16 protein-coding genes are annotated in these 17,997 nt (G+C 55.4%); 11 read left to right on the forward strand and 5 right to left on the reverse strand.

Annotated elements, in window-relative coordinates; all coding sequences use genetic code 11:
- Positions 1–4: 4 nt before the first annotated feature.
- The 4 genes from QF045_RS20315 (at position 5) to QF045_RS20330 (ending at position 4,853) form a co-directional block, all read left to right on the forward strand.
- Positions 5–2,602: a VPA1269 family protein gene (locus tag QF045_RS20315; RefSeq protein WP_306493737.1), complete on the forward strand. Its 2,598-nt coding sequence runs from the start codon at positions 5–7 to the stop codon at positions 2,600–2,602.
- On the forward strand, positions 2,599–3,258 hold the full coding sequence (gmtX, locus tag QF045_RS20320; RefSeq protein ID WP_306493738.1) for a gamma-mobile-trio protein GmtX: 660 nt from the start codon (positions 2,599–2,601) through the stop codon (positions 3,256–3,258). Before QF045_RS20315 ends, gmtX begins: the two co-directional genes overlap by 4 nt.
- 225 nt (positions 3,259–3,483) lie before the next feature.
- The gene (locus QF045_RS20325) at positions 3,484–4,362 is read left to right on the forward strand and encodes a hypothetical protein (protein ID WP_306493739.1); all 879 of its coding nucleotides are present in this window, start codon (positions 3,484–3,486) and stop codon (positions 4,360–4,362) included.
- 86 nt (positions 4,363–4,448) lie between these two features.
- On the forward strand, positions 4,449–4,853 hold the full coding sequence (locus tag QF045_RS20330) for a hypothetical protein (protein ID WP_306493741.1): 405 nt from the start codon (positions 4,449–4,451) through the stop codon (positions 4,851–4,853).
- A 151-nt stretch (positions 4,854–5,004) separates the two neighbouring features.
- On the opposite strand, the gene QF045_RS20335 is transcribed toward QF045_RS20330, so the two are convergent.
- Positions 5,005–5,721 (reverse strand): class I SAM-dependent methyltransferase, encoded by a 717-nt coding sequence (locus QF045_RS20335; RefSeq protein ID WP_306493742.1) that lies wholly within the window; start codon positions 5,719–5,721, stop codon positions 5,005–5,007.
- A gap of 221 nt (positions 5,722–5,942) precedes the next feature.
- Between QF045_RS20335 and QF045_RS20340 the strand changes: the two genes are divergently transcribed.
- Complete coding sequence (locus tag QF045_RS20340; protein WP_306493744.1) at positions 5,943–6,563, forward strand: tyrosine-type recombinase/integrase; 621 nt, start codon at positions 5,943–5,945, stop codon at positions 6,561–6,563.
- Between the two features lie 881 nt (positions 6,564–7,444).
- On the opposite strand, the gene mug is transcribed toward QF045_RS20340, so the two are convergent.
- Positions 7,445–7,963, reverse strand: a complete 519-nt coding sequence (gene mug, locus QF045_RS20345; protein ID WP_306493745.1) for a G/U mismatch-specific DNA glycosylase — start codon at positions 7,961–7,963, stop codon at positions 7,445–7,447.
- Entirely contained in the window at positions 7,956–8,582 is a 627-nt protein-coding gene (locus QF045_RS20350; RefSeq protein ID WP_306493746.1) for a TetR/AcrR family transcriptional regulator, read from the reverse strand. Before QF045_RS20350 ends, mug begins: the two co-directional genes overlap by 8 nt.
- Positions 8,583–8,832: 250 nt before the next feature.
- Here QF045_RS20350 and QF045_RS20355 point away from each other — a divergent pair, with 250 nt between their 5' ends.
- Genes QF045_RS20355 through QF045_RS20375 form a run of 5 tightly spaced genes read left to right on the forward strand, consistent with a single transcriptional unit; the run spans position 8,833 to position 14,901 of the window.
- A complete protein-coding gene (locus QF045_RS20355; protein ID WP_306493747.1) occupies positions 8,833–9,951 on the forward strand; it encodes an HlyD family secretion protein in 1,119 nt (372 codons plus the stop codon).
- A complete protein-coding gene (locus QF045_RS20360) occupies positions 9,951–11,450 on the forward strand; it encodes a DHA2 family efflux MFS transporter permease subunit (RefSeq protein ID WP_306493748.1) in 1,500 nt (499 codons plus the stop codon). Before QF045_RS20355 ends, QF045_RS20360 begins: the two co-directional genes overlap by 1 nt.
- 19 nt (positions 11,451–11,469) lie before the next feature.
- Positions 11,470–12,924, forward strand: a complete 1,455-nt coding sequence (locus tag QF045_RS20365) for an efflux transporter outer membrane subunit (RefSeq protein WP_306493749.1) — start codon at positions 11,470–11,472, stop codon at positions 12,922–12,924.
- A gap of 30 nt (positions 12,925–12,954) precedes the next feature.
- Positions 12,955–13,905 (forward strand): aldo/keto reductase, encoded by a 951-nt coding sequence (locus tag QF045_RS20370; RefSeq protein ID WP_306493750.1) that lies wholly within the window; start codon positions 12,955–12,957, stop codon positions 13,903–13,905.
- A gap of 60 nt (positions 13,906–13,965) precedes the next feature.
- Entirely contained in the window at positions 13,966–14,901 is a 936-nt protein-coding gene (locus QF045_RS20375; RefSeq protein ID WP_306493751.1) for a LysR family transcriptional regulator, read from the forward strand.
- A gap of 65 nt (positions 14,902–14,966) precedes the next feature.
- Here QF045_RS20375 and QF045_RS20380 read toward each other — a convergent pair whose 3' ends face one another.
- A complete protein-coding gene (locus QF045_RS20380; protein WP_306493752.1) occupies positions 14,967–15,239 on the reverse strand; it encodes a DUF2790 domain-containing protein in 273 nt (90 codons plus the stop codon).
- A 721-nt stretch (positions 15,240–15,960) separates the two neighbouring features.
- On the opposite strand from QF045_RS20380, the gene QF045_RS20390 reads away from it, so the two are divergent.
- A complete protein-coding gene (locus tag QF045_RS20390) occupies positions 15,961–16,935 on the forward strand; it encodes an alkene reductase (RefSeq protein WP_306493753.1) in 975 nt (324 codons plus the stop codon).
- 38 nt (positions 16,936–16,973) lie between these two features.
- Here the strand turns inward: QF045_RS20390 and QF045_RS20395 are convergent, their stop codons facing one another.
- The gene (locus QF045_RS20395) at positions 16,974–17,882 is read right to left on the reverse strand and encodes a LysR family transcriptional regulator (RefSeq protein WP_124367008.1); all 909 of its coding nucleotides are present in this window, start codon (positions 17,880–17,882) and stop codon (positions 16,974–16,976) included.
- Between the last annotated feature and the right edge of the window lie 115 nt (positions 17,883–17,997).

Below are 17,997 nucleotides of genomic sequence, written 5' to 3' on the forward strand. Positions count from 1 at the left end.
TCTCATGGCTGCCAGAACCAAAGTGATGCCAAAGCCCTCCAGCATTCCGACCGCAAAGGTAGTAGGAGTTACACGTGAAACGGACACGGCGCTTGGGTGGGTCGAACGCGAATACCCGGAACTGACCGTTTGGCGCATCTTAGCTGTTGACTGGCTAAAGGGTGAGATGACTGACGTAAGCGCCAAACTTAGCGGGTTGGTAGCCTTCCTAGAACGTTTTCTTATCCAACAGAATCTTCCGCTCGATCCGGCGGTAATTCTAGCGAGAGAGTCAGTTTTGCCTGACTTCTACCGGATGACGTGCCCCGACTCGGAAAGAGGTGTTAGGTACAACAACTATATTCACGCGTTTCTAAACTTCGTTCTGCTGCGGAATTTCAGTGAACTTGGGCACAACGATCAACCGGTAGTCTTAACCGGCTTCCACAATCCTGTGTCCCGCCTCTCATTCGCTGGTCTACGCAAACTAGACGAAAGTGTGCATTCACCGTTGCCCTACGGCTACATCGAGGAACTGCGGCAAATACTTGCCGCAGGGCCGCATTTTCGTGACTGGCATTGGGCCCAAGGTGGACTCAGCGAAGTAGCTGGTCTGTGCGGGCCCGGTGGGCCTGCCTGGTTCGAGGTAATCGAGGAGCAAATTGATCGGAGCGACCCGGATTGCGTATGGCGTGAGCGTTCGGCAAAGAATGGGAGGCGCTTAGAAATGTGGAGCCCGGTTCGCTGGGTAGCACTGCTGGTCAAGCTTATCTTGCCGCTCCGCACCTTCCAGATCCGTATGCTCGACTCGGGCGAAGCTGATACTCGGCGCTACGCAAGGGAAACTTGGGAGCCAAACAAGGGCCGACTCGCCCAGGGCAGTGAACGTAGACCAATTCAACAAGGTGTGTTCCGTTACCCCAGCCAGCTCGCCGATAGCGAAGGAGTTCCGGTTGTACTGTATATCAACACCAATAAGACCGCCGATATAGCCAAGCACGGTCCCGACAAAGGCTATTTACTTCCGTGGGCATTCGGTGGATCAGTGCATCAGGATGTGTACTACTGGCTTGAAAAGATGCGCAATTGGCAAGAAAAGTACAACCCCATCTCGCAGCGTACTTCTTGGACTCAGCTAGATGGCCGTCACATCAAAGCCAAGAGCGCACTGCAATTGGCCGGTTATTCTGATGCTTGCTTTCTGTTCCGTCTGGCGGAATCGCGGGCGAGCGAACGCCATCTTCCATTGACCTTAGATTCGTTAGAGAAACCTTGGTTTAACTTGCTTGAGGCGCTCGAACTGCGGCTAATCGAGCGTGGAGAAACCCATTGCAAAGGGCAGCCGATACGATTTCTTCCTCCCCTAGAAGAGCGAAAGTTATCCTCGAAGAAAACTCTTTTTCCTTTGCATAGCCTGCGAGTTTCACTCATCACCGCGCTCGCCCTGGAGGGGCTGGTGCCGTTCCCCATCCTACAAAAACTCGTAGGCCACAGCCGCTTACTGATGACGTTGTATTACACCAAGCCTGGCGCGACGTATATCAACGACGTGTTACTCAAGGCAGTAGAACGACTGGAAGCGAACAAAGAAGCGAGCATTCAAAACTTTCTTCTGGACACCGAATATGGCGAACTCTTAAATAAAACCATCTGCAACAGCGTTTCCAGTATTGCCGCAGCTATCCCCCAGCATCCGGCCGCGCGGAACGCAGTCGGCTGGATGCCAATGCACCACGGGCTTTGCTTGGTAGGCGGCAACACCAGCGAAATCGAAGAAAATGACTCGGTGGGCGGCTGTTACAACGGTGGCCCTCAAATCGGCTCACTTTGCTCGAAAAAACATGGCCCCGTGCCAGGCGGGAGCAGAAATTGCGTACGTTGCCGCTGGTTCGTGACTGAACCGCACCACCTGCCTGCACTGGCTGCCCACTTCAATACACTCGCCTACCACTTTGACGAGGCGCGTAACATTTGTATTGCCCACGAAAAAACGCTGCAGGACCTGAAAAAACAACGAGCTGACGCCGAGGAAGAAAACCAACCGTTTGCGCGGATCGACACATACCGGCAGGCAGAACGAATGTGGGAAAAAAGCATGAAGCGTTTCAGCGACCTTGCCGAGGACTTGGTAGCCTGCTGGCGCCTCATCGAACGATGTAAGGACGCCCTCAATGCGCCATCTAGCGATGGTACGCAATTGGTTGCCGCTGGCACGTTGGGTGATGCGAATATTGTCTTTGAAGAGACGGAATCGGAGTTGCTCCAGTTAGCGGGCGTATGCGAAAGCGTAGAGGTCTACCCCGACCTAGAGCCGGGCAAAGCAATATTCCGTCGCAGCCAATTGCTCGACGCGACCCTTTATCGCGAGGATCTTTCTCCCCTGTTCATGCTGTTAAGTGAACAGGAGCAACTTCTCGCCGGCAACGCTTTCATGCGCCACCTTGCGCAGAAAATGAACCCTGAAAATCCCGCACTTGGTCAACGCCAAGTCATTCATTTGATTGATGCGGGCGTGAGCCTCAGTCACCACTTCGATATTGACCTGTCTACTCTACTACCGACGAAAAAAGGCGTTCAGGCGGCTTTTTCCGTGCACCAAGTCCTCGCGGGAGATGAAACATGAATGGCAAAACGGACATCCACCCGGACGCGATCTTGGAAGTTTTAGTCGCTAAGGGCGGGCGATCAAACCGGCGCGCCAACCTAGTTAAGATGCACGAACTTTGCCGCAAGCAGTATGAGGCCAGCTCTCGAGACTTCTTGCTGCCAGCCATCGGCCGTCTGGCAGAAGCGGATGGCATCATAAAGGGCCGAGCGCTCTACAATGCTCAGTCTGCTGACTACCGAGTGCTCATCGAAGCCTGGGCCGCCTACGCGGGACCGCCCGCGCCCAAACCGGCAAAGATTCTCGCGAGCCACGAATATCTGATGCGTATTGAAGATCCAGCCATTCGCTCCATCATGCAAGCCATTATTGCCGAGCGAGATAAGCTCAAGGCACAGCTCAACGTCCTGAAGGCCAACACGCAAGTTACGGTGGATCGGCGTCCACTGGGGGCAACCATTGCGAGTGCGCCTGGAGCGCAGGTTGCAGTGCTCGCCCTTGCTGCGCAACTGACCCCATCTGAGTACGAAGCCTTGCTGAAGGCTATATCGCCCGAACACTTGGAAACATGCGGTCTGCGGGAAGGTAGCCACGGCGAAATTGTCAATGAGCGCGGACGGACGTTGTTCGACGTGGGTTTTGCTCGAGCGATTCGGAAGATACTGGGCAATTGAACCAGGATCCAAATTTAGGTCTGCAACAGATAAGGTCAACGGCAGTCAGGCTGGTTCTACCAAAAAAAAAGGGGATATTATATGGCCAAGACTCCACTAGATGATTTTATTGAGTTCATTGAACAAAAACATGGTGAAGAGATAATAAGGCGCTGAAATCGCTCATTTCGTTCGCTGGGACGGCGTGCCGCCGCCCCTTAGCTCAATCGTTAGGTGGAGCCGCACATGCAGTTTTGCACTGTAGAAGAAGCTAAAGAGTATGTTGTCGCTCTCACAAACAAAGCGAAGACACTTGAAGAAATTAACTCAACCATAAGCCATTATCAGGAAATGTTTGAGAGCGCACACAGTGAGGAATCTCGGGGCTTATGGCTAAGTGAACTGGAAAAATTGAAAGAATGGAAAAATAGCGATGACTTTAAGCAAGGAAACTATCCTCAGGGCATTGATGAATTAATTCTTGAACTCATCGAATGGCGAGCCATGGTGTATGCATTTCAAAATGTAGAAACAAAAAACAATCCATTCAAAGACAGTGGTTTTTATGCTCAATGGTATCTCGGCTCAATCTATGGTGTATTCACAATTATTGGAAAGCTTGTAAGCAAAGACAAACGCGACAACTCATTGCGCAAGTTATGGAAGCTTGCCTCTCCATTAATGCTTTCTAACGGCGCGTGCACTAAAGAAGAAGTCGACTATATCCACTCGGCAATGGAAATAAAATCCGGCCTCTTTACAAACGAAAACTCCAAGACATTATTATTCAGAAACAAGCTAGTTTCACACAACGAGGCAATGCCAATTGTCCAGTGGAGTGACGTTGACAACGACCTGCGCCTACTAGTTAGAGTGTGGTCGCTTTTAGTTTCTTGGAGTTCATTTGGTCTCTTTCAACCATTCCGAGCCGATGAGCAGGCGTTTCTGGGTTTAGGCTCGATGTTCGAGATCACAGAAATAAAGGAGCTGAAGTTAAAAAGGCAATGCTACTTTAAAATTGTTCAAGGTTGGAGCAAGTGCTATGCCCATTCAGGCATTGAAGATCCTGGGCGAGGAGCTTTTTCAACTCTGTCTGTAACAGCCGACATCGTTCACACCACCTAACAAATGGTTCAAATCATTCGCTTCGCTCACTGGGACGGGCTAAAGCCCGCCCCTTAACCAAACGTTAGTAGCCAAAGGAATGCTCCGTGTTCACCCAAAACCGACATCCAGACAGGCATATACTCGATTCAATAGTAAAACCCCTCGCCTCTAAGGGTTTTTTAATTTTTATTTCTTTAGCAGCCTTTGGCGCAGGAATTACTTTTTCATTAATTAATGAAAACTGGTCGTGGATGAATCGATTTGGCGCGGTGGTTATAGTGGTCGGCCTGCTTTTTACTATGTCACCTCTGTTTTCAAGCGGAGTTTATAAGTCACAATCCAGCGCTGGGCGCTTCGCTGACCTCCACACCGACGGCACGCCGATAATCACGACAGCAGAAGAACGGAGGATTGGTAATAATGTTGCACTAGGCATCGTTATTACTGCCATAGGCACGCTAACTAACGCCTTTCGCGACTTACTAGGCAATTGTGTATATGGTTTTTAACAATACGCAAGCGTCGCTCACTTGGCTTGCCAGACAGTCAAACGGTACGCTTTTGCCTGCCGTTTACCTGATCGTTAGTGCCCGCTTTGGGTCGCTTTTTGCCTCTTGGGATGGGCAGAAAACGGCCAGAAGCAGTCATTCGCGGCCATGTTCAGACCACTTTGCACGTCAACCACGCCCCCCAGAAAAGGCTGCTGAAGAAACGGGTAGCGTCTCCAAATCCGGCGTCATGCAAGAGTTTTTGAACCGCCGCCTCGGAATGTGGAGGATCAGCGCCTTGAAGGATTTTCCCAAGCTTGAGCTTCACTTCATCCGCGCTGGCTCCATGCTGCCGCCACCGCTGCCCCCAGGCCGCAAGCAGTAACGGCTGGCTGGCATAAGCGTATTGATTCCCCGCGACAATCAGCGGCGCACCCGGTTTTAGATGAGCCCGAATGGATCGTAAAATTTGTCGCTTGGTTTCATCTCCATCGAGATGATGGAGTACACCGATCAAGGTCGCTGCGTCGTATGACTCGTCTGCTGCCAGGTCTTCAACTTGCCCAAGATGCATGGCCGTTCTTTCAAGCAAGTTTTTTGCCTCTAATTGCTGCTTCGCAGCCTCCAACATCGGCTCGGATGGATCAACGGCCGTGAAGCGCCAACCCGGCTCAAGCTTGGCCATAGCAACAATTTCCTGCGCCGTACCGCCAGCGCCAACTACAAGTATTTTTGCCGAACTTGTATTGCCCAGGCTTGCCGCCAGCATGCACGCAGCCAAGTCTTGGCAGGCGTCATATCCAGCTAGTGCAATACGGCTCTGTCGTCCGTACTCATTGGCTCGTGAGGTATCAAATTTTTCAGCTGAGTTGAGAGGGGATGATTTCAAGGCGGTTCTCCATGTCCTGAAATCAAGCTACGCCAGACACAGCAATAATAAAAATTCATTAATTTTATGTGGCGTATTCCTGCACGGAATGCATGACTCAAAAATTGCTGTTTGCTTGAGCTGATTCAGCCTCTTGTCGACAGTCAACTTTGGGTCGAACTGCGACCACCGCTCGTTCTGACTGATCCACCCTTGTCCTCCATCAATATGGAGGACACGCCATGAATACCGCTACTAGATCCCGCCATCAGCCTTGGAACAAGGGAAAGCTTGTCGGGCAGAAAGCCCCGCTTCGAGTCAGAGATATCTGGGCCATCCGGATCAGACTCCAGCTCGCAGAGAAGACACGTGATTTGGCGCTTTTCAACTTGGCCATCGACAGCAAACTGCGTGCCTGTGACTTAACCATGCTACGAGTCCGAGACATCGCCCATGGGGAGCATGTGTCGTCACGGGCCATCGTGATGCAGCAGAAAACTCAGCATCCAGTGCAATTTGAAATCACTGAGCAAACCCGAACGGTATTGGAAGCTTGGATGCATCGGGCGCGTCTGCGAAGCGAGGACTTTTTGTTTCCGAGCCGATTGCACGACTCAGACCATCTTTCCACCAGACAGAACGCTCGAATAGTCAAAGCGTGGGTGACCGCCATTGGCCTTGACCCAACCATGTACGGTACTCACACGCTACGGCGGACCAAGGCATCGTTGATCTATCGCAGGACGAAGAATCTGAGAGCTGTCCAACTCCTGCTTGGTCATACGAAACTCGAAAGCACTGTCAGGTACTTGGGTATCGAGGTCGATGATGCTTTGGAAATGGCAGAGCAGACAGAGGTTTAACCAACACTGCGACGGTCTGGACCAGACCGTCGCTATCCGGCCGAGGCTGTGTAAAAACGTTTTTCAGCGCCACAGGTACTCAAAACCGGACTGGAAATCGCGCTTCTACGCAAAATCCACATCTGCTGACGTGCCGATAAATTTCAGATTTAACGTAGACGCGCACACCTCAATTTTGGCGAAGCGTTTTTACACACTCTGGGCCAAAAGCGGCCGCCGCAAATCATTAGAAATTCTCAGAACGAACAGCCAAACCACTCAGCAGTCGAGGAATATTTTTGCGGGCGGTAGTCTCCCGCTCATTCGCTGCATCCCATCATTCCTCGAATGCCTTTCCGTCACGAATTGAAGCCATCACCTCGGCTGTGGCGAAGGTCAGATCCACATGAGCCCGGCGCAGTTCCTCTTGAAAGGTTCCAGCCATCATCACCCCTGAATGGTGAGCAACCTGTGAGCACCCCAAAAGTATGGGTGCTATTTGAGCTAGGGCTGTCGAAGGCGTTATTCATCCGATAAACGTCGGCTATGGGAGTGCTGCCGCTGGGTGGCCTCAAGGACATTTGAGCAACTCCTCATTTAGATAGCTCTACCCGGCGCCATGTACGCTGATAACCCTAAGGGCCTTCCCAATCCGTGCTTTTAATAGAAGAGTATCTGGACGAACCATTTCAAGCTTACCCCTAGCTCATTTTGCAGGTTGAGCACGGTTTTGGCGCATTGACGCCATTTCGGCGATGCCGTCTTCGCGGTGTTGGCAAATGACTACCCGCGCGTTGCCCGAATGCTTTGAAGCTGATGAGCGATGAATCTAACAGCTCTGGATAGCAGCCATAGATCTAGTCCATGCGTGCACGAGGCATCACAATTGATGACGGGGCGCACTATTGATCCGGATCGATCGCCACCCGCCTGAGTTGCTGATAAGCAACCACGAGTTTCTCCAGGTTGAACGCCAGATTCCGCCCGCTGGGGTTGGGCAAGATCCATACAGCAGCTTTGCCAAAAGTCAGGCTCTGAAGCCCCCAATCCACTGCTCGCTGGCCGGATAGAGCCGAGTACGCCGCCTTCCCGAGAAACGCCACGTAGCGCGGTGCATAATGAGCGATCTTCTGTTCGAAAGCCGCCGCCGCTGCGGCAAACTCATGCTTTGACAACTGATCCGCCCGTGCCGTCGGTCGCTCGACCACCGCGGTCAAACCGCACTGATATAGCACGATTGTCCGGTCGTTTTCCGGGGGCAGTTGCGCCGGAGTAAACCCGGCCAGATGCAGAGTGCGCCAGAAACGATTACCCCTGCCCGCAAAATGATGCCCCAGGGCAGCAGCAGTCATCCCAGGGTTGATCCCGCAAAATACCACCGCCAGCCGCTCAGCCAAAATATCTTCAAGCCCCTCACTCACCGCAGATTACGCTCACCGCACCGCGCGCCAGCGCGGTTAATTCACCGCGGGATTTACCCGCCCGCGCCCGAATCGAGATGCTGTGCAGTAACGATGACGCCAGTACCGCCAGCGCCGCTGCGTCGACACCGCCTTTCAATTCGCCGGATTCAATGGCCGTTCGCAGGCGCACTTCCAGGTCGGCATCGAGCCGGCTGAGCCGGTCCGAAAGCACCGCGCGAATTTCCGGGTCGTCCACCGCTTCGGTGGTCGCCGTGCCGATCGCGAAGCAGCCGCGTGGTTGGCCTTCGCCCGAGAAGTAGATCGACAACTGTCCCTCATAAAAACGCAACAGCGCCTCACGCAACGTCAGGCCTGTGTCTGTCAGCGCCGCCTGCATTTCCGCGGAGGCCACTTCCCAATACTGCTCCAGCGCCTTGATGTACAGGGAATGCTTGTCGCCGAAGGCCGCGTAGAGGCTCGGACGATTCATCCCCGCCGCCGTGGCGATGCTGTCCAGGGACGCGCCGGAATAGCCGGTGCTCCAGAAAACACCGAGCGCTTGTTGCAGCGCCGTCTGCGGGTCATACGCGCGGGGCCGGCCGCGGCCTTTAGCCTCTGTCAGTTTATTTTGTGCCATGTCGTACAAATTCCTTGCAGGAAGGTGAATGCGGGGATATTTTTACACCATCGCACAAAAATAAGGAACCACAAATTCCTTGATCCATGTTTGTTCACGCGAAGCTCGAACCGGGTGTTGCAACGACGAAACAGAGGCGGCGGAGTGATCCTCCCAACCGCCTGCGGGTTTGCTTTCCAACAGCATTTATTCATGTCGGTACCAGGCGATGACGCCAGGCCCGAATTCCCGGTTAAAGGTGCTTTCGATCATGACGACACAAATCGATATCCCCGCTTCGCAGGCCTTTGAGGCCCAATCGCCCATCAAGAAACCCTTGAAGGAAAAACTGCGGCCCTGGCTGATGGTTGGGGTGCCTGCACTCTTCGCCGCCATTGGCTACGCCCACTACATGACGGGCGTGCCTTTCGTCACTACCGATAACGCCTACGCACGGGTGGCCAAGGCCTCGATCAACGCACGGATTTCCGGACAGGTGGTGGAAATCGCCGTTGAGGACAATCAGAAGGTCACCAAGGGCCAGGTGCTGTTTCGCATCGATCCCAAGCCGTTGCAGATCGCGATCAATCGTGCCGAAGCACAACTGAGCGTCGCGCGGTTGCGCATCGATGGCCTCAAGGCCAGCTATCGCCAGCAACAAGCGGAACTGCAATCGGCCAAAGAATCGGCGGGTTTCGATCAGAAGGAATTTGCCCGCAAGAAAGCGCTGGTGGCGACCGAGTTCGTTTCCCGCTCGCTTTATGAGCGCTCGGAAACCGACCTCAAAGTGTCACGGCAGCGCATCGCGTCCATCGAGCAACAGATCGCCAGCACCGTTGTGGCCTTGAACGGCACCCCGAACATCGAAGCCGATAGCCATCCGAGCGTTCGTGAGGCCAAGGCGCATCTGGACGAAGCGCAGTTGTACCTCGCGTACGCCACGGTTTATGCGCCGGCTGACGGCATCGTTGCCAAGGTCGATGACTTGCAGGTGGGCAACTACCTGAACAACGGCGCGCCTGCGTTTGCGTTGATTTCCGACCACGATATCTGGGTTGAAGCCAACTTCCGTGAAACCCAGGTCACGCACATGCGCCCCGGACAGGAAGCGACCATCCGCATCGACACCTACCCGGATCGCGTGTTCAAGGCCCACGTCACCAGCATGAGCCCCGGTGCCGGTTCGGACTTCGCCCTGCTCCCGCCGGAAAACGCCACCGGTAACTGGGTGAAGGTGGTTCAGCGGGTACCGGTTCGCCTTGAACTGGACGACGCCGACCCCGCCCTGCCGCTGTTTTCGGGCACCAGCGCCACGGTCAAGGTTGACACCGGTTACAGCACGCCATGGTGGCAACCACTCAAATCGTTGCTGACGGCAGGTAACTTCTAATGAACGCCCCTGCAGATACAACCCCGAATGCAAGCAGTGCGCGCTCGCTCAGGTTGGCCGTTCTGCTCGCGACTTACATGCAGTCGGCAAACCTGCCGTTGCCAAACGCGGTACTGCGGCTGATTCAAGGCAGCCTGTCGATGACCGACGACCAGGCGGGCTGGATTTTCACCGCGTACCTGGCGGCGAGCGCGATCACCATGCCAATCGCCCAATGGCTTGCCGGGCGCTTTGGCTTGAAGCTTGTGTATCAAGCCGCGCTGGCGTTCTTCGTGCTCGGTTTGCTGCTGGCCACTGTTTCCAGTACGCCGCTGGAGTTCATCGGTGCACGCATTATTCAAGGCTTGGCGAGTGGTGTGTTGGCGCCGCTGTCGATGGCGATTGCCATGGAGACGTTGGCACCCGAGAAGCGCATGAAGTTCGGCGCGACCTGGACCGCCATCGTGCTAGTGGGCATCGTCAGCGGCCCGAGCATCGGTGGCTGGATCGCCGAGCATTACGACTGGCGTCCGATCTTCTACATCAGCCTGCCGTTGTCGGCGTACATCTTCCTGGTCGTAGCGCTGTTGCTCACCGAAAAGAAAGCCGCGAAGGCGCCGTCTTTCGATTTCTTCGGCTTCGGCAGTTTCACGCTGTGCCTGATCAGCCTGCAAATGCTGCTCGACCGTGGCGAACGCATGGACTGGTTCGACTCGCCGGAAATCTGGATCGAGGCGCTGGCCAGCGGGCTGGGTTTTCACTTGTTCCTGGTGCATGTGTTCACCAAACAGGCGCATTTTCTCAACAAGAGCCTGTTCCGCGATCGCAATTTCGTGCTGTCGACGATCATCTTTTTCGCCGTCGGTTTCGTGCTGCTGTCGACCATGGCCCTGACGTCGCCGATGCTCGATGAAATCCTCGGCTATCCGCCTGACACCACCGGTGCCCTGACCATCCCGCGCGGTATCGGGCTGGTCGGCGCGTTCCTGCTGATGGGGCGTGTGCCGGAGCGTTTCGACCGTCGGTGGTTCGTGGCGGCAGGCGCGGGCGCGGTGATTTATGCCAACTGGTTGATGCTCGGCTATTCGCCGTTGATGGACTGGTCGCCGGTTGCGGTGACCGGGGCGATCCAGGGAATCGGCATCGGCATGTTGATGCCGTCGCTGACCAAGGTTGCGTTCAGCACACTCGACCCTGCGCTGCGTCCGGAAGGCACTGGTCTGTTCAATCTTTCCCGTGTTTACGGCAGCACCATCGGTGTGGCGATCGTGCAGATTTTCTTCTTCAACAATACGCAGGCGATGCATCTGGCGCTTGGCAACAACGTGACGCCCTATAGCACCGCCGCGCATTTCGGTACCGCGTCGTTGCCACTGCCGGCGCTTGAAGGGCTCAACCACCTGATCACCCACCAGGCTGCGTTCATCGCCGTTGTCGACCAGTTCAAGATCTTGATGGTGGCGATGCTGGTGGTGAGTCCGCTGATTGTCTTTCTTCGCAAACCCGCTGCGGCCAATTAGTTTTCGTGGAGTGTGCCCAATGAAATCCAGTCATTTGTTCCAACCGAAACTCACGGCACTGTCGGCGCTGGTTTTTCTCTCGGCCTGCACCGTCGGCCCTGACTTTAAAACTCCGGGTGCCAGCCCATCGCAGCACTACGACCAACAGGCCGAACAACATCTCGGCGGCCAGCAGCGCATCGCGCTTGGCCAGAAAGTCAGTGGGCAATGGTGGTCGGCCTTCCGCTCGCCCAAGCTCGACCAGGTGGTACGCCGGGCCATCGACGGCAACCTTGAACTGGTCGCCGCCGACGCCACCATTCGCCAAGCGTCGCAATCCGTAGCGGCGGCGCAAGGCGCGTTATACCCGCAGGTCGACTTCGGCGCGACGGCGGGTCGTCAACGGGTGCACAACGCCAAGGAGCCTTCGATCTCCAACTTCTACGCGATCGGGCCACGGGTCGGTTTCGACCTGGATGTGTTCGGTGGCAATAAACGGCTGGTCGAACAGCAGCAAGCGCTCACCGATCTGCAAAAGCATCGCTTTGAGGCGGCGTACCTGACCCTGACCGGCGAGGTTGCCAGCCAGTCGTTGTTGATCGCATCGGCCAACGCGCAAATCCAGGCCGTGGAGAAACTGCTGGCCAACGACACCAAGAACCTCGAACTGGTACGCGCGGCGCTGATCAACGGCGCGACCACGCAGATTGATGTTTCGCTGGCCGAGACGCGGCTTGCCCAGGACCGCACGCTGCTGCCGCCATTGGCCCAGCAACGTGATGCGGCCCGCCATGCGCTGTCGATCCTGACGGGCAACGGCCCGGCGGACTGGATCGCGCCGGACTTCCACCTCGACGAATTCGCCTTGCCGTCGAACGTGCCGGTCAGCCTGCCCTCGGAAATGGCCCACGACCGGCCAGACGTGCGCCAGGCCGAAGCCGAGCTGCACATCGCCAGTGCCGCCGTTGGCGTGGCGACCGCCAATCTCTATCCGCGGGTGACGTTGTCCGCGTCTCTGGCCCAGGCCGCTTCAGGCAATGGCGGTGCCGCGCTCTGGGGTTTTGCCGCGGGCCTGACGGCACCGATCTTCAACGGCGGAACCCTCAAGGCTGAGCAGCAGGCAGCCGTCGAAGGCTACAACGCGACGCTCGCCGGCTATCAGCAGACCGTCATCAGTTCGTTCGGCCAGGTCGCGGACACGCTGCAAGCGATCAACCACGACGCGGAAGAATTCCGTGCCCAGGAAGACGCTCTGCAAGCGGCCGAAACCAGCCTGCGTTTGAACCAGCAAGCCTATGCCCAAGGTGAAAACAGCATCCTCCAGGTGCTGGAAGCCGAGCGAGCCTACCAACAGTCGCTGCTGGGCCATATCCGCGTGAAGACCGCGCAGTACCTCGACACCGTGCAGCTGTTTGTTGCCCTCGGCGGCAATTCCATTGGCGTCTTCGAGCAACGGGTTGCCAGTCGCGAAGCCCTACAACGTTCGTATCAGTAGAGGCTGCGGCCTCGATATTGGAGTAATGACATGTCCTACGAAGCCTTTCACGATGAACTTCGCGATACAAAATTTGCGCTGAATCACGGTACGGGCAAGATGCCTGCCGTCGGCTTCGGCACCCTGTTCAAAGACCTCAGCGTCACTACCGAGGCGATTACCCACGCGCTGGAAACCGGGTTCCGCCATTTCGATTGCGCCGAGCGGTATCGCAACGAAGAAAGTGTTGGCGTTGCCTTCAAGGCGTTCTTGGACGCGGGCAAGGCGCGGCGCGAAGACTTGTTCATCACCACCAAACTGTGGAACACCAACCACCGTCCCGAGCGCGTGTTGCCGGCGTTCGAAGCCAGTTGCCGTCGGCTCCAGGTGGACTACATCGATTGCTACCTGATCCACACGCCTTTCGCCTTCAAGGCGGGTGACGATCAAGACCCGCGGGATGCTTTCGGGCATGTCCTCTACGACGGTGACGTGAAGCTGATCGACACCTGGCGCGCACTTGAGCAACTGGTGGATGAGGGTCGTTGCGGCGCAATCGGCTTGTCCGATATCACCCTCGAAGCGCTGAAAGAGATCGTGGCCGAGGCGCGGATCAAACCCGCAGTGGTGCAAGTCGAATCCCACCCGTACTTGCCGGAATGGGAACTGCTGGAGTTCTGCAAGGAGCATGGCATCGTGGTCCTCGCCTTTGCCCCGCTCGGGCATGGCATGGAGCCGAACGTGCTGGAAGACGAGGTGATTACCGGGATCGCCCGGCATTTGCAGCGCACCCCGGCCCAAGTATTACTGGCCTGGGCTGTGCAACGGGGTGTAGCGTTCCTGACTACTTCGGCGACACCGAGCCATATCCGCGAAAACTTCGATATCGCTACTTTGCCGCACCGGGCCATGCTGGAAATTCGCGAAGAGATCACAACGCGGATACGCTTCAATTCGGTGGTCGAGACGGGTGTGCCGGGATTCATCCCGCGCAAACAATAATGCACGACAAGGGACGGCACCGACCGTCCCTTTTTTTGGCTATACCTTGAGGTGAAACCGATGGATGTTTTCCAGACCATGCGCTGCTTCATGGCGGTCGCCCAAAGCGGCAGCTTTACCGCAGCGGCCCAGTTGCTGGACACCACCACGACCAACGTTTCCAAAGCGGTTTCCAGTCTGGAAGCCCGTCTGCAAACCCGCCTGATCAACCGCACGACCCGCCGCCTGGCGTTGACCGAGGCCGGCACACGTTATCTGCAACGCTGCGAGAGAATTCTGGAAGAACTGCGTGAAGCCGAGGAGGAAGCAGGCACCGCACAGATCACCCCTGTGGGCCGCTTGAAGATTCATGCGATGTCGGCCATCGGCAACCATTACGTGATCGACGCCATCGCCCAATACCGCGAGACACATCCCTCGGTCTTGTTTGATCTGACCTTGACCAATCGGCTGCCGGATTTGCTGGAGGAAGGCTATGACATGTCGATCGTGCTGGCGCGGGACTTGCCCGACTCGGGGTTTGTCGCACAACGGCTGGGCATCACATACAGCATTCTGTGCGCTTCGCCTGTGTACCTGAAGAAACGCGGAATGCCCGACACGCCGGGTTCGCTGGGTGAGCATGATTGCTTGAGGATCGTCAACACGGTCATGCCGGCCGAACACTGGATTTTCGAAGGGCCTGAAGGCGTGGAAACGCTGAATACACCCGTGTCGCCGTTCCACGTCAACACTGCTGATGCCATGACCGTTGCGATCACTTGTGGCATGGGCATTGGCATCCAGCCGATTGCGTCAGCCGTGGCCGGTCTCAAGGCAGGCACCTTAGTGCGGGTATTGCCGGAATACCATTTTGAGGAGTTGAACCTGTTTGCGATTTACCCTTCACGAAAATTCGTCGATGCAAAAATAAAAACCTGGGTGCAGTTTCTCAAAGATTATCTGCCAGGGTTGCTGGCGACCGATGACAAAATTGCGCGCTCGTCAAAACACTAAAAAAACAACTGAAAGTACACGTTCTGCCCAGATGGAGTGTCGACCCTCCACTTTCATCACAGCACTCAGCCGTTCGAACATCCGGTGCCCATGACTTGATATTGCAGGACATGCCGCTGACCTTGAGAATCTTCATAAGTCATTTGCGCCGAAACCGGGCCACACTCTGGCGGAACATCGGTTATGGAAATGACCTTTTTCACGTCCAGTTTCGAACCATAGGTGTAAGTCTCAACCATTGGCTGATTGGCCGACACCTTGGCGTGGCTTTCTTCGGCAGAGGCCTGCGCACCGATGTAACTGAGTGCCAGAAAAATCGCGATTTTCGAAATATTCATGGAGTTCACCGTCTCGTTCAGGTTGGATGACTGTTACCCCGTGAACCCGTGGGATGGGTTCAGTTGGTAGAGACGATGCTAGGGGTTTGCCCTGGCGCCAAACAGTGCAGCGCCGGACAAACACTGTGGACGAAATGAGAGTGAATGCACGACGCCATCGATTACGGAACTAGTCTGCATGACCGCATTTACCGGACGATTTTTCGCGAGCAAGCTAGCGCGCGGTCGGCTATCTACCGCTCAACAAGGCCTTGGTTCTCCCTAACGTGTGGATACCGTACAGAGTTGGATCAAATCCGATGTCATCCAGGCTTTCACTATTCGAGCGCACCACCTCGTGGAAAGATCGTCTAAGGCATGCAACCAGCTCGGGAATAAGAATTCCTCGCTCCGGGGACGCGCTTGGTGCAAGTTTGAACGGCTGCAGTGGGTCGTTCTCTGCCGGTCACCGCCACGACGCTGGTAGTCAAGTCCGATGCAAATGGCTGGTCAAGTTGAATGCAAACGGGTGGGCAAGTCTGTGCAACTACCCATCCTTCAGCCTGACTGGAAACACTGGGCCAGGGGCCGCGACTAGGGCTGTGGATCGGAAAATAAAAAAGCGCCGACGTAGCCGTGGGCGCTTAGGAATTACGATGTCTTAGGATGTATTTCTACATCGTAAGGCTAGGATGATTGAAAGCCAACACCTGTTAGACCTTCGGTCCCAGATGACAAAACTATGTACCGTTTAGGGTATAAGTCAGCGATGGCGGGGCTTATCATCAGCGAGGCGATCGGCATCAGCCAGCAAGGCCTGGGATGGGCCTATGCAACCGGTATCTGGTCCGCTGAGCAAATTGCCGGCTGGCGATTGATTACCGACGCTGTGCACGCTGGCGGTGGTCGAATAATTGCTCAACTGTGGCACATGGGCCGGGTGGTACATCCCAGCTTCCTTGACGGCGCACAACCCATAGGTCCCTCGGTGACGACAGCACCTGGACTGGCCCATACCTACGCGGGGAAACAACCCTACTCCCAGGCTCGAGCGCTACCGCTCGAGGAGATCGCGCCACTGATTGCCGATTTCGCCCAGGCAGGCAGGAATGCGTTGCTGGCGGGGTTTGATGGCGTCCAGATTCACGCCGCCAACGGATACCTGATCGATCAGTTTTTACGCGACAGCGGCAACTTTCGCACCGACGCCTATGGAGGCTCAATTGAGAACAGGGTCAGGCTGCTCAAGGAAGTGACGCAAGCGGTCGCGGGAGTCGTTGGAGCAGATCGGACGGGTGTTCGGTTAACCCCCAGCAGTCATGACCAAGGCGTGAGGGACAGTAATCCTGTGCCTTTGTTTACCCACGCCGCTGAAGTGTTATCCGAGATCGGTATTGCCCATCTCGAGCTTCGCGAGCCGCCGGCTGACGGGAGTTTTGGCGTCTCGGAATACCCTCCAAGCGCAGCCATCATTCGTAATGCCTTCAAAGGCACGCTTATCCTTAACTCAGATTACGATTCGGCTCGTGCCGAGGCGGTTGTGGAAGCGGGTATTGCCGACGCCGTGGCGTTCGGACGTCCATTTATCGCCAATCCCCAGCTGCCAGAGGTACTTCGCCGTCGCTTGCCGCTGGGGCAAGAGGATCGTTCGACGTGGTTCAGCCAAGGGAAGGAAGGGTACACCGACTATCCCGGGCTTTCTGTCCAGCTAGATTGAAGCAGATAGGTGTTGGCACAATAACGTCTGGCGCACGCCTAGGCGTGCGTCATCAACAGCGATTCACACTTATCTTTCAAGTACGCGTAAAGCAAACGAATCGCCGGGGTAAACTGTTTCCTGTGCGGGCAAACGAAACTCAAAGGGTAAAGCTCACCTGGAACCTCAGGTAGTAATACCTCCAAGTGACCGGCACTGACATCTTCACAAACGTCCATCCATGATTTGTACAAAATCCCCTCCCCCGCGATGGCGCATCGTCGAATGACGTCTGCGTCATCGCTTAGAACAGGGCCGTTTACAATAACGAAGTCGCTCTCCGGCAACTTGGGAAATATCCACCTGTCGTAGAGTTTTCCATTCATATGGAAACGAAGACACGCATGAGTCTTAAGATCTTCCACGGACTTGGGCCGCCCGTGCAGCGCTATATAAGCCGGCGATGCAGCCAGTACACGCCGATTGCCAGGCACTAAGGGCAAAGAGATAAAGTCGGCGTTTTGTACCGTGCCATACCTGACGGCTACATCTATCGGATCGCGAAAGATGTCCGAGACGCTATCGGACAACATCACTCGAAGCACCAGACCAGGGTTGTCTCGACGAAAATCGATCAGCCAAGGAAGCAACACATTTCTCCCGAAATCTGAGGCACTGGCGATCTGCAAGACGCCATGGAGTTTACGATCGTCCTGTTGTAACCCGGCTCGCCCCTCACTGAGTGTGTTCAAAACCTCCCGAGCATAAGGCAGATAACGTTCGCCTTCGGCTGTTAGGCGCAGACTTCGTGTTGATCTCGCAAACAGGCGCGTATCAAGTTCACACTCCAAGCGTTTGATAGCGGCGCTGATTTGAGCAGGAAAGAGATCCATTTCCCTGGCCACGACGGAGAAACTGTCAACGGTTGCCACACGCACAAAAATGGCTAGGTCGTTAAATCTGATCATTACTGCGCTCTCTTAATATGAAACCCCATAGACATTTAGTTAAAAGTCCATATAAGACGGCAGAACAAAGATAGGCATTCCACGTGAGGCATAATTTTTTGATCATTTCCCTGAA

The organism is Pseudomonas sp. W4I3 (genome assembly GCF_030816195.1).
Lineage (GTDB): Bacteria > Pseudomonadota > Gammaproteobacteria > Pseudomonadales > Pseudomonadaceae > Aquipseudomonas.

What these genes read in the sequence shown, in the direction of transcription:
- QF045_RS20315 (WP_306493737.1), top strand. Translation starts at nt 5, where the DNA reads ATGGCTGCCAGAACCAAAGTGATGCCAAAGCCCTCCAGCATTCCGACC.
- gmtX (WP_306493738.1), top strand. Translation starts at nt 2,599, where the DNA reads ATGAATGGCAAAACGGACATCCACCCGGACGCGATCTTGGAAGTTTTA.
- QF045_RS20325 (WP_306493739.1), top strand. Translation starts at nt 3,484, where the DNA reads ATGCAGTTTTGCACTGTAGAAGAAGCTAAAGAGTATGTTGTCGCTCTC.
- QF045_RS20340 (WP_306493744.1), top strand. Translation starts at nt 5,943, where the DNA reads ATGAATACCGCTACTAGATCCCGCCATCAGCCTTGGAACAAGGGAAAG.
- QF045_RS20350 (WP_306493746.1), bottom strand. Translation starts at nt 8,582, where the DNA reads ATGGCACAAAATAAACTGACAGAGGCTAAAGGCCGCGGCCGGCCCCGC.
- QF045_RS20355 (WP_306493747.1), top strand. Translation starts at nt 8,833, where the DNA reads ATGACGACACAAATCGATATCCCCGCTTCGCAGGCCTTTGAGGCCCAA.
- QF045_RS20360 (WP_306493748.1), top strand. Translation starts at nt 9,951, where the DNA reads ATGAACGCCCCTGCAGATACAACCCCGAATGCAAGCAGTGCGCGCTCG.
- QF045_RS20365 (WP_306493749.1), top strand. Translation starts at nt 11,470, where the DNA reads ATGAAATCCAGTCATTTGTTCCAACCGAAACTCACGGCACTGTCGGCG.
- QF045_RS20370 (WP_306493750.1), top strand. Translation starts at nt 12,955, where the DNA reads ATGTCCTACGAAGCCTTTCACGATGAACTTCGCGATACAAAATTTGCG.
- QF045_RS20375 (WP_306493751.1), top strand. Translation starts at nt 13,966, where the DNA reads ATGGATGTTTTCCAGACCATGCGCTGCTTCATGGCGGTCGCCCAAAGC.
- QF045_RS20380 (WP_306493752.1), bottom strand. Translation starts at nt 15,239, where the DNA reads ATGAATATTTCGAAAATCGCGATTTTTCTGGCACTCAGTTACATCGGT.
- QF045_RS20390 (WP_306493753.1), top strand. Translation starts at nt 15,961, where the DNA reads ATGTACCGTTTAGGGTATAAGTCAGCGATGGCGGGGCTTATCATCAGC.
- QF045_RS20395 (WP_124367008.1), bottom strand. Translation starts at nt 17,882, where the DNA reads ATGATCAGATTTAACGACCTAGCCATTTTTGTGCGTGTGGCAACCGTT.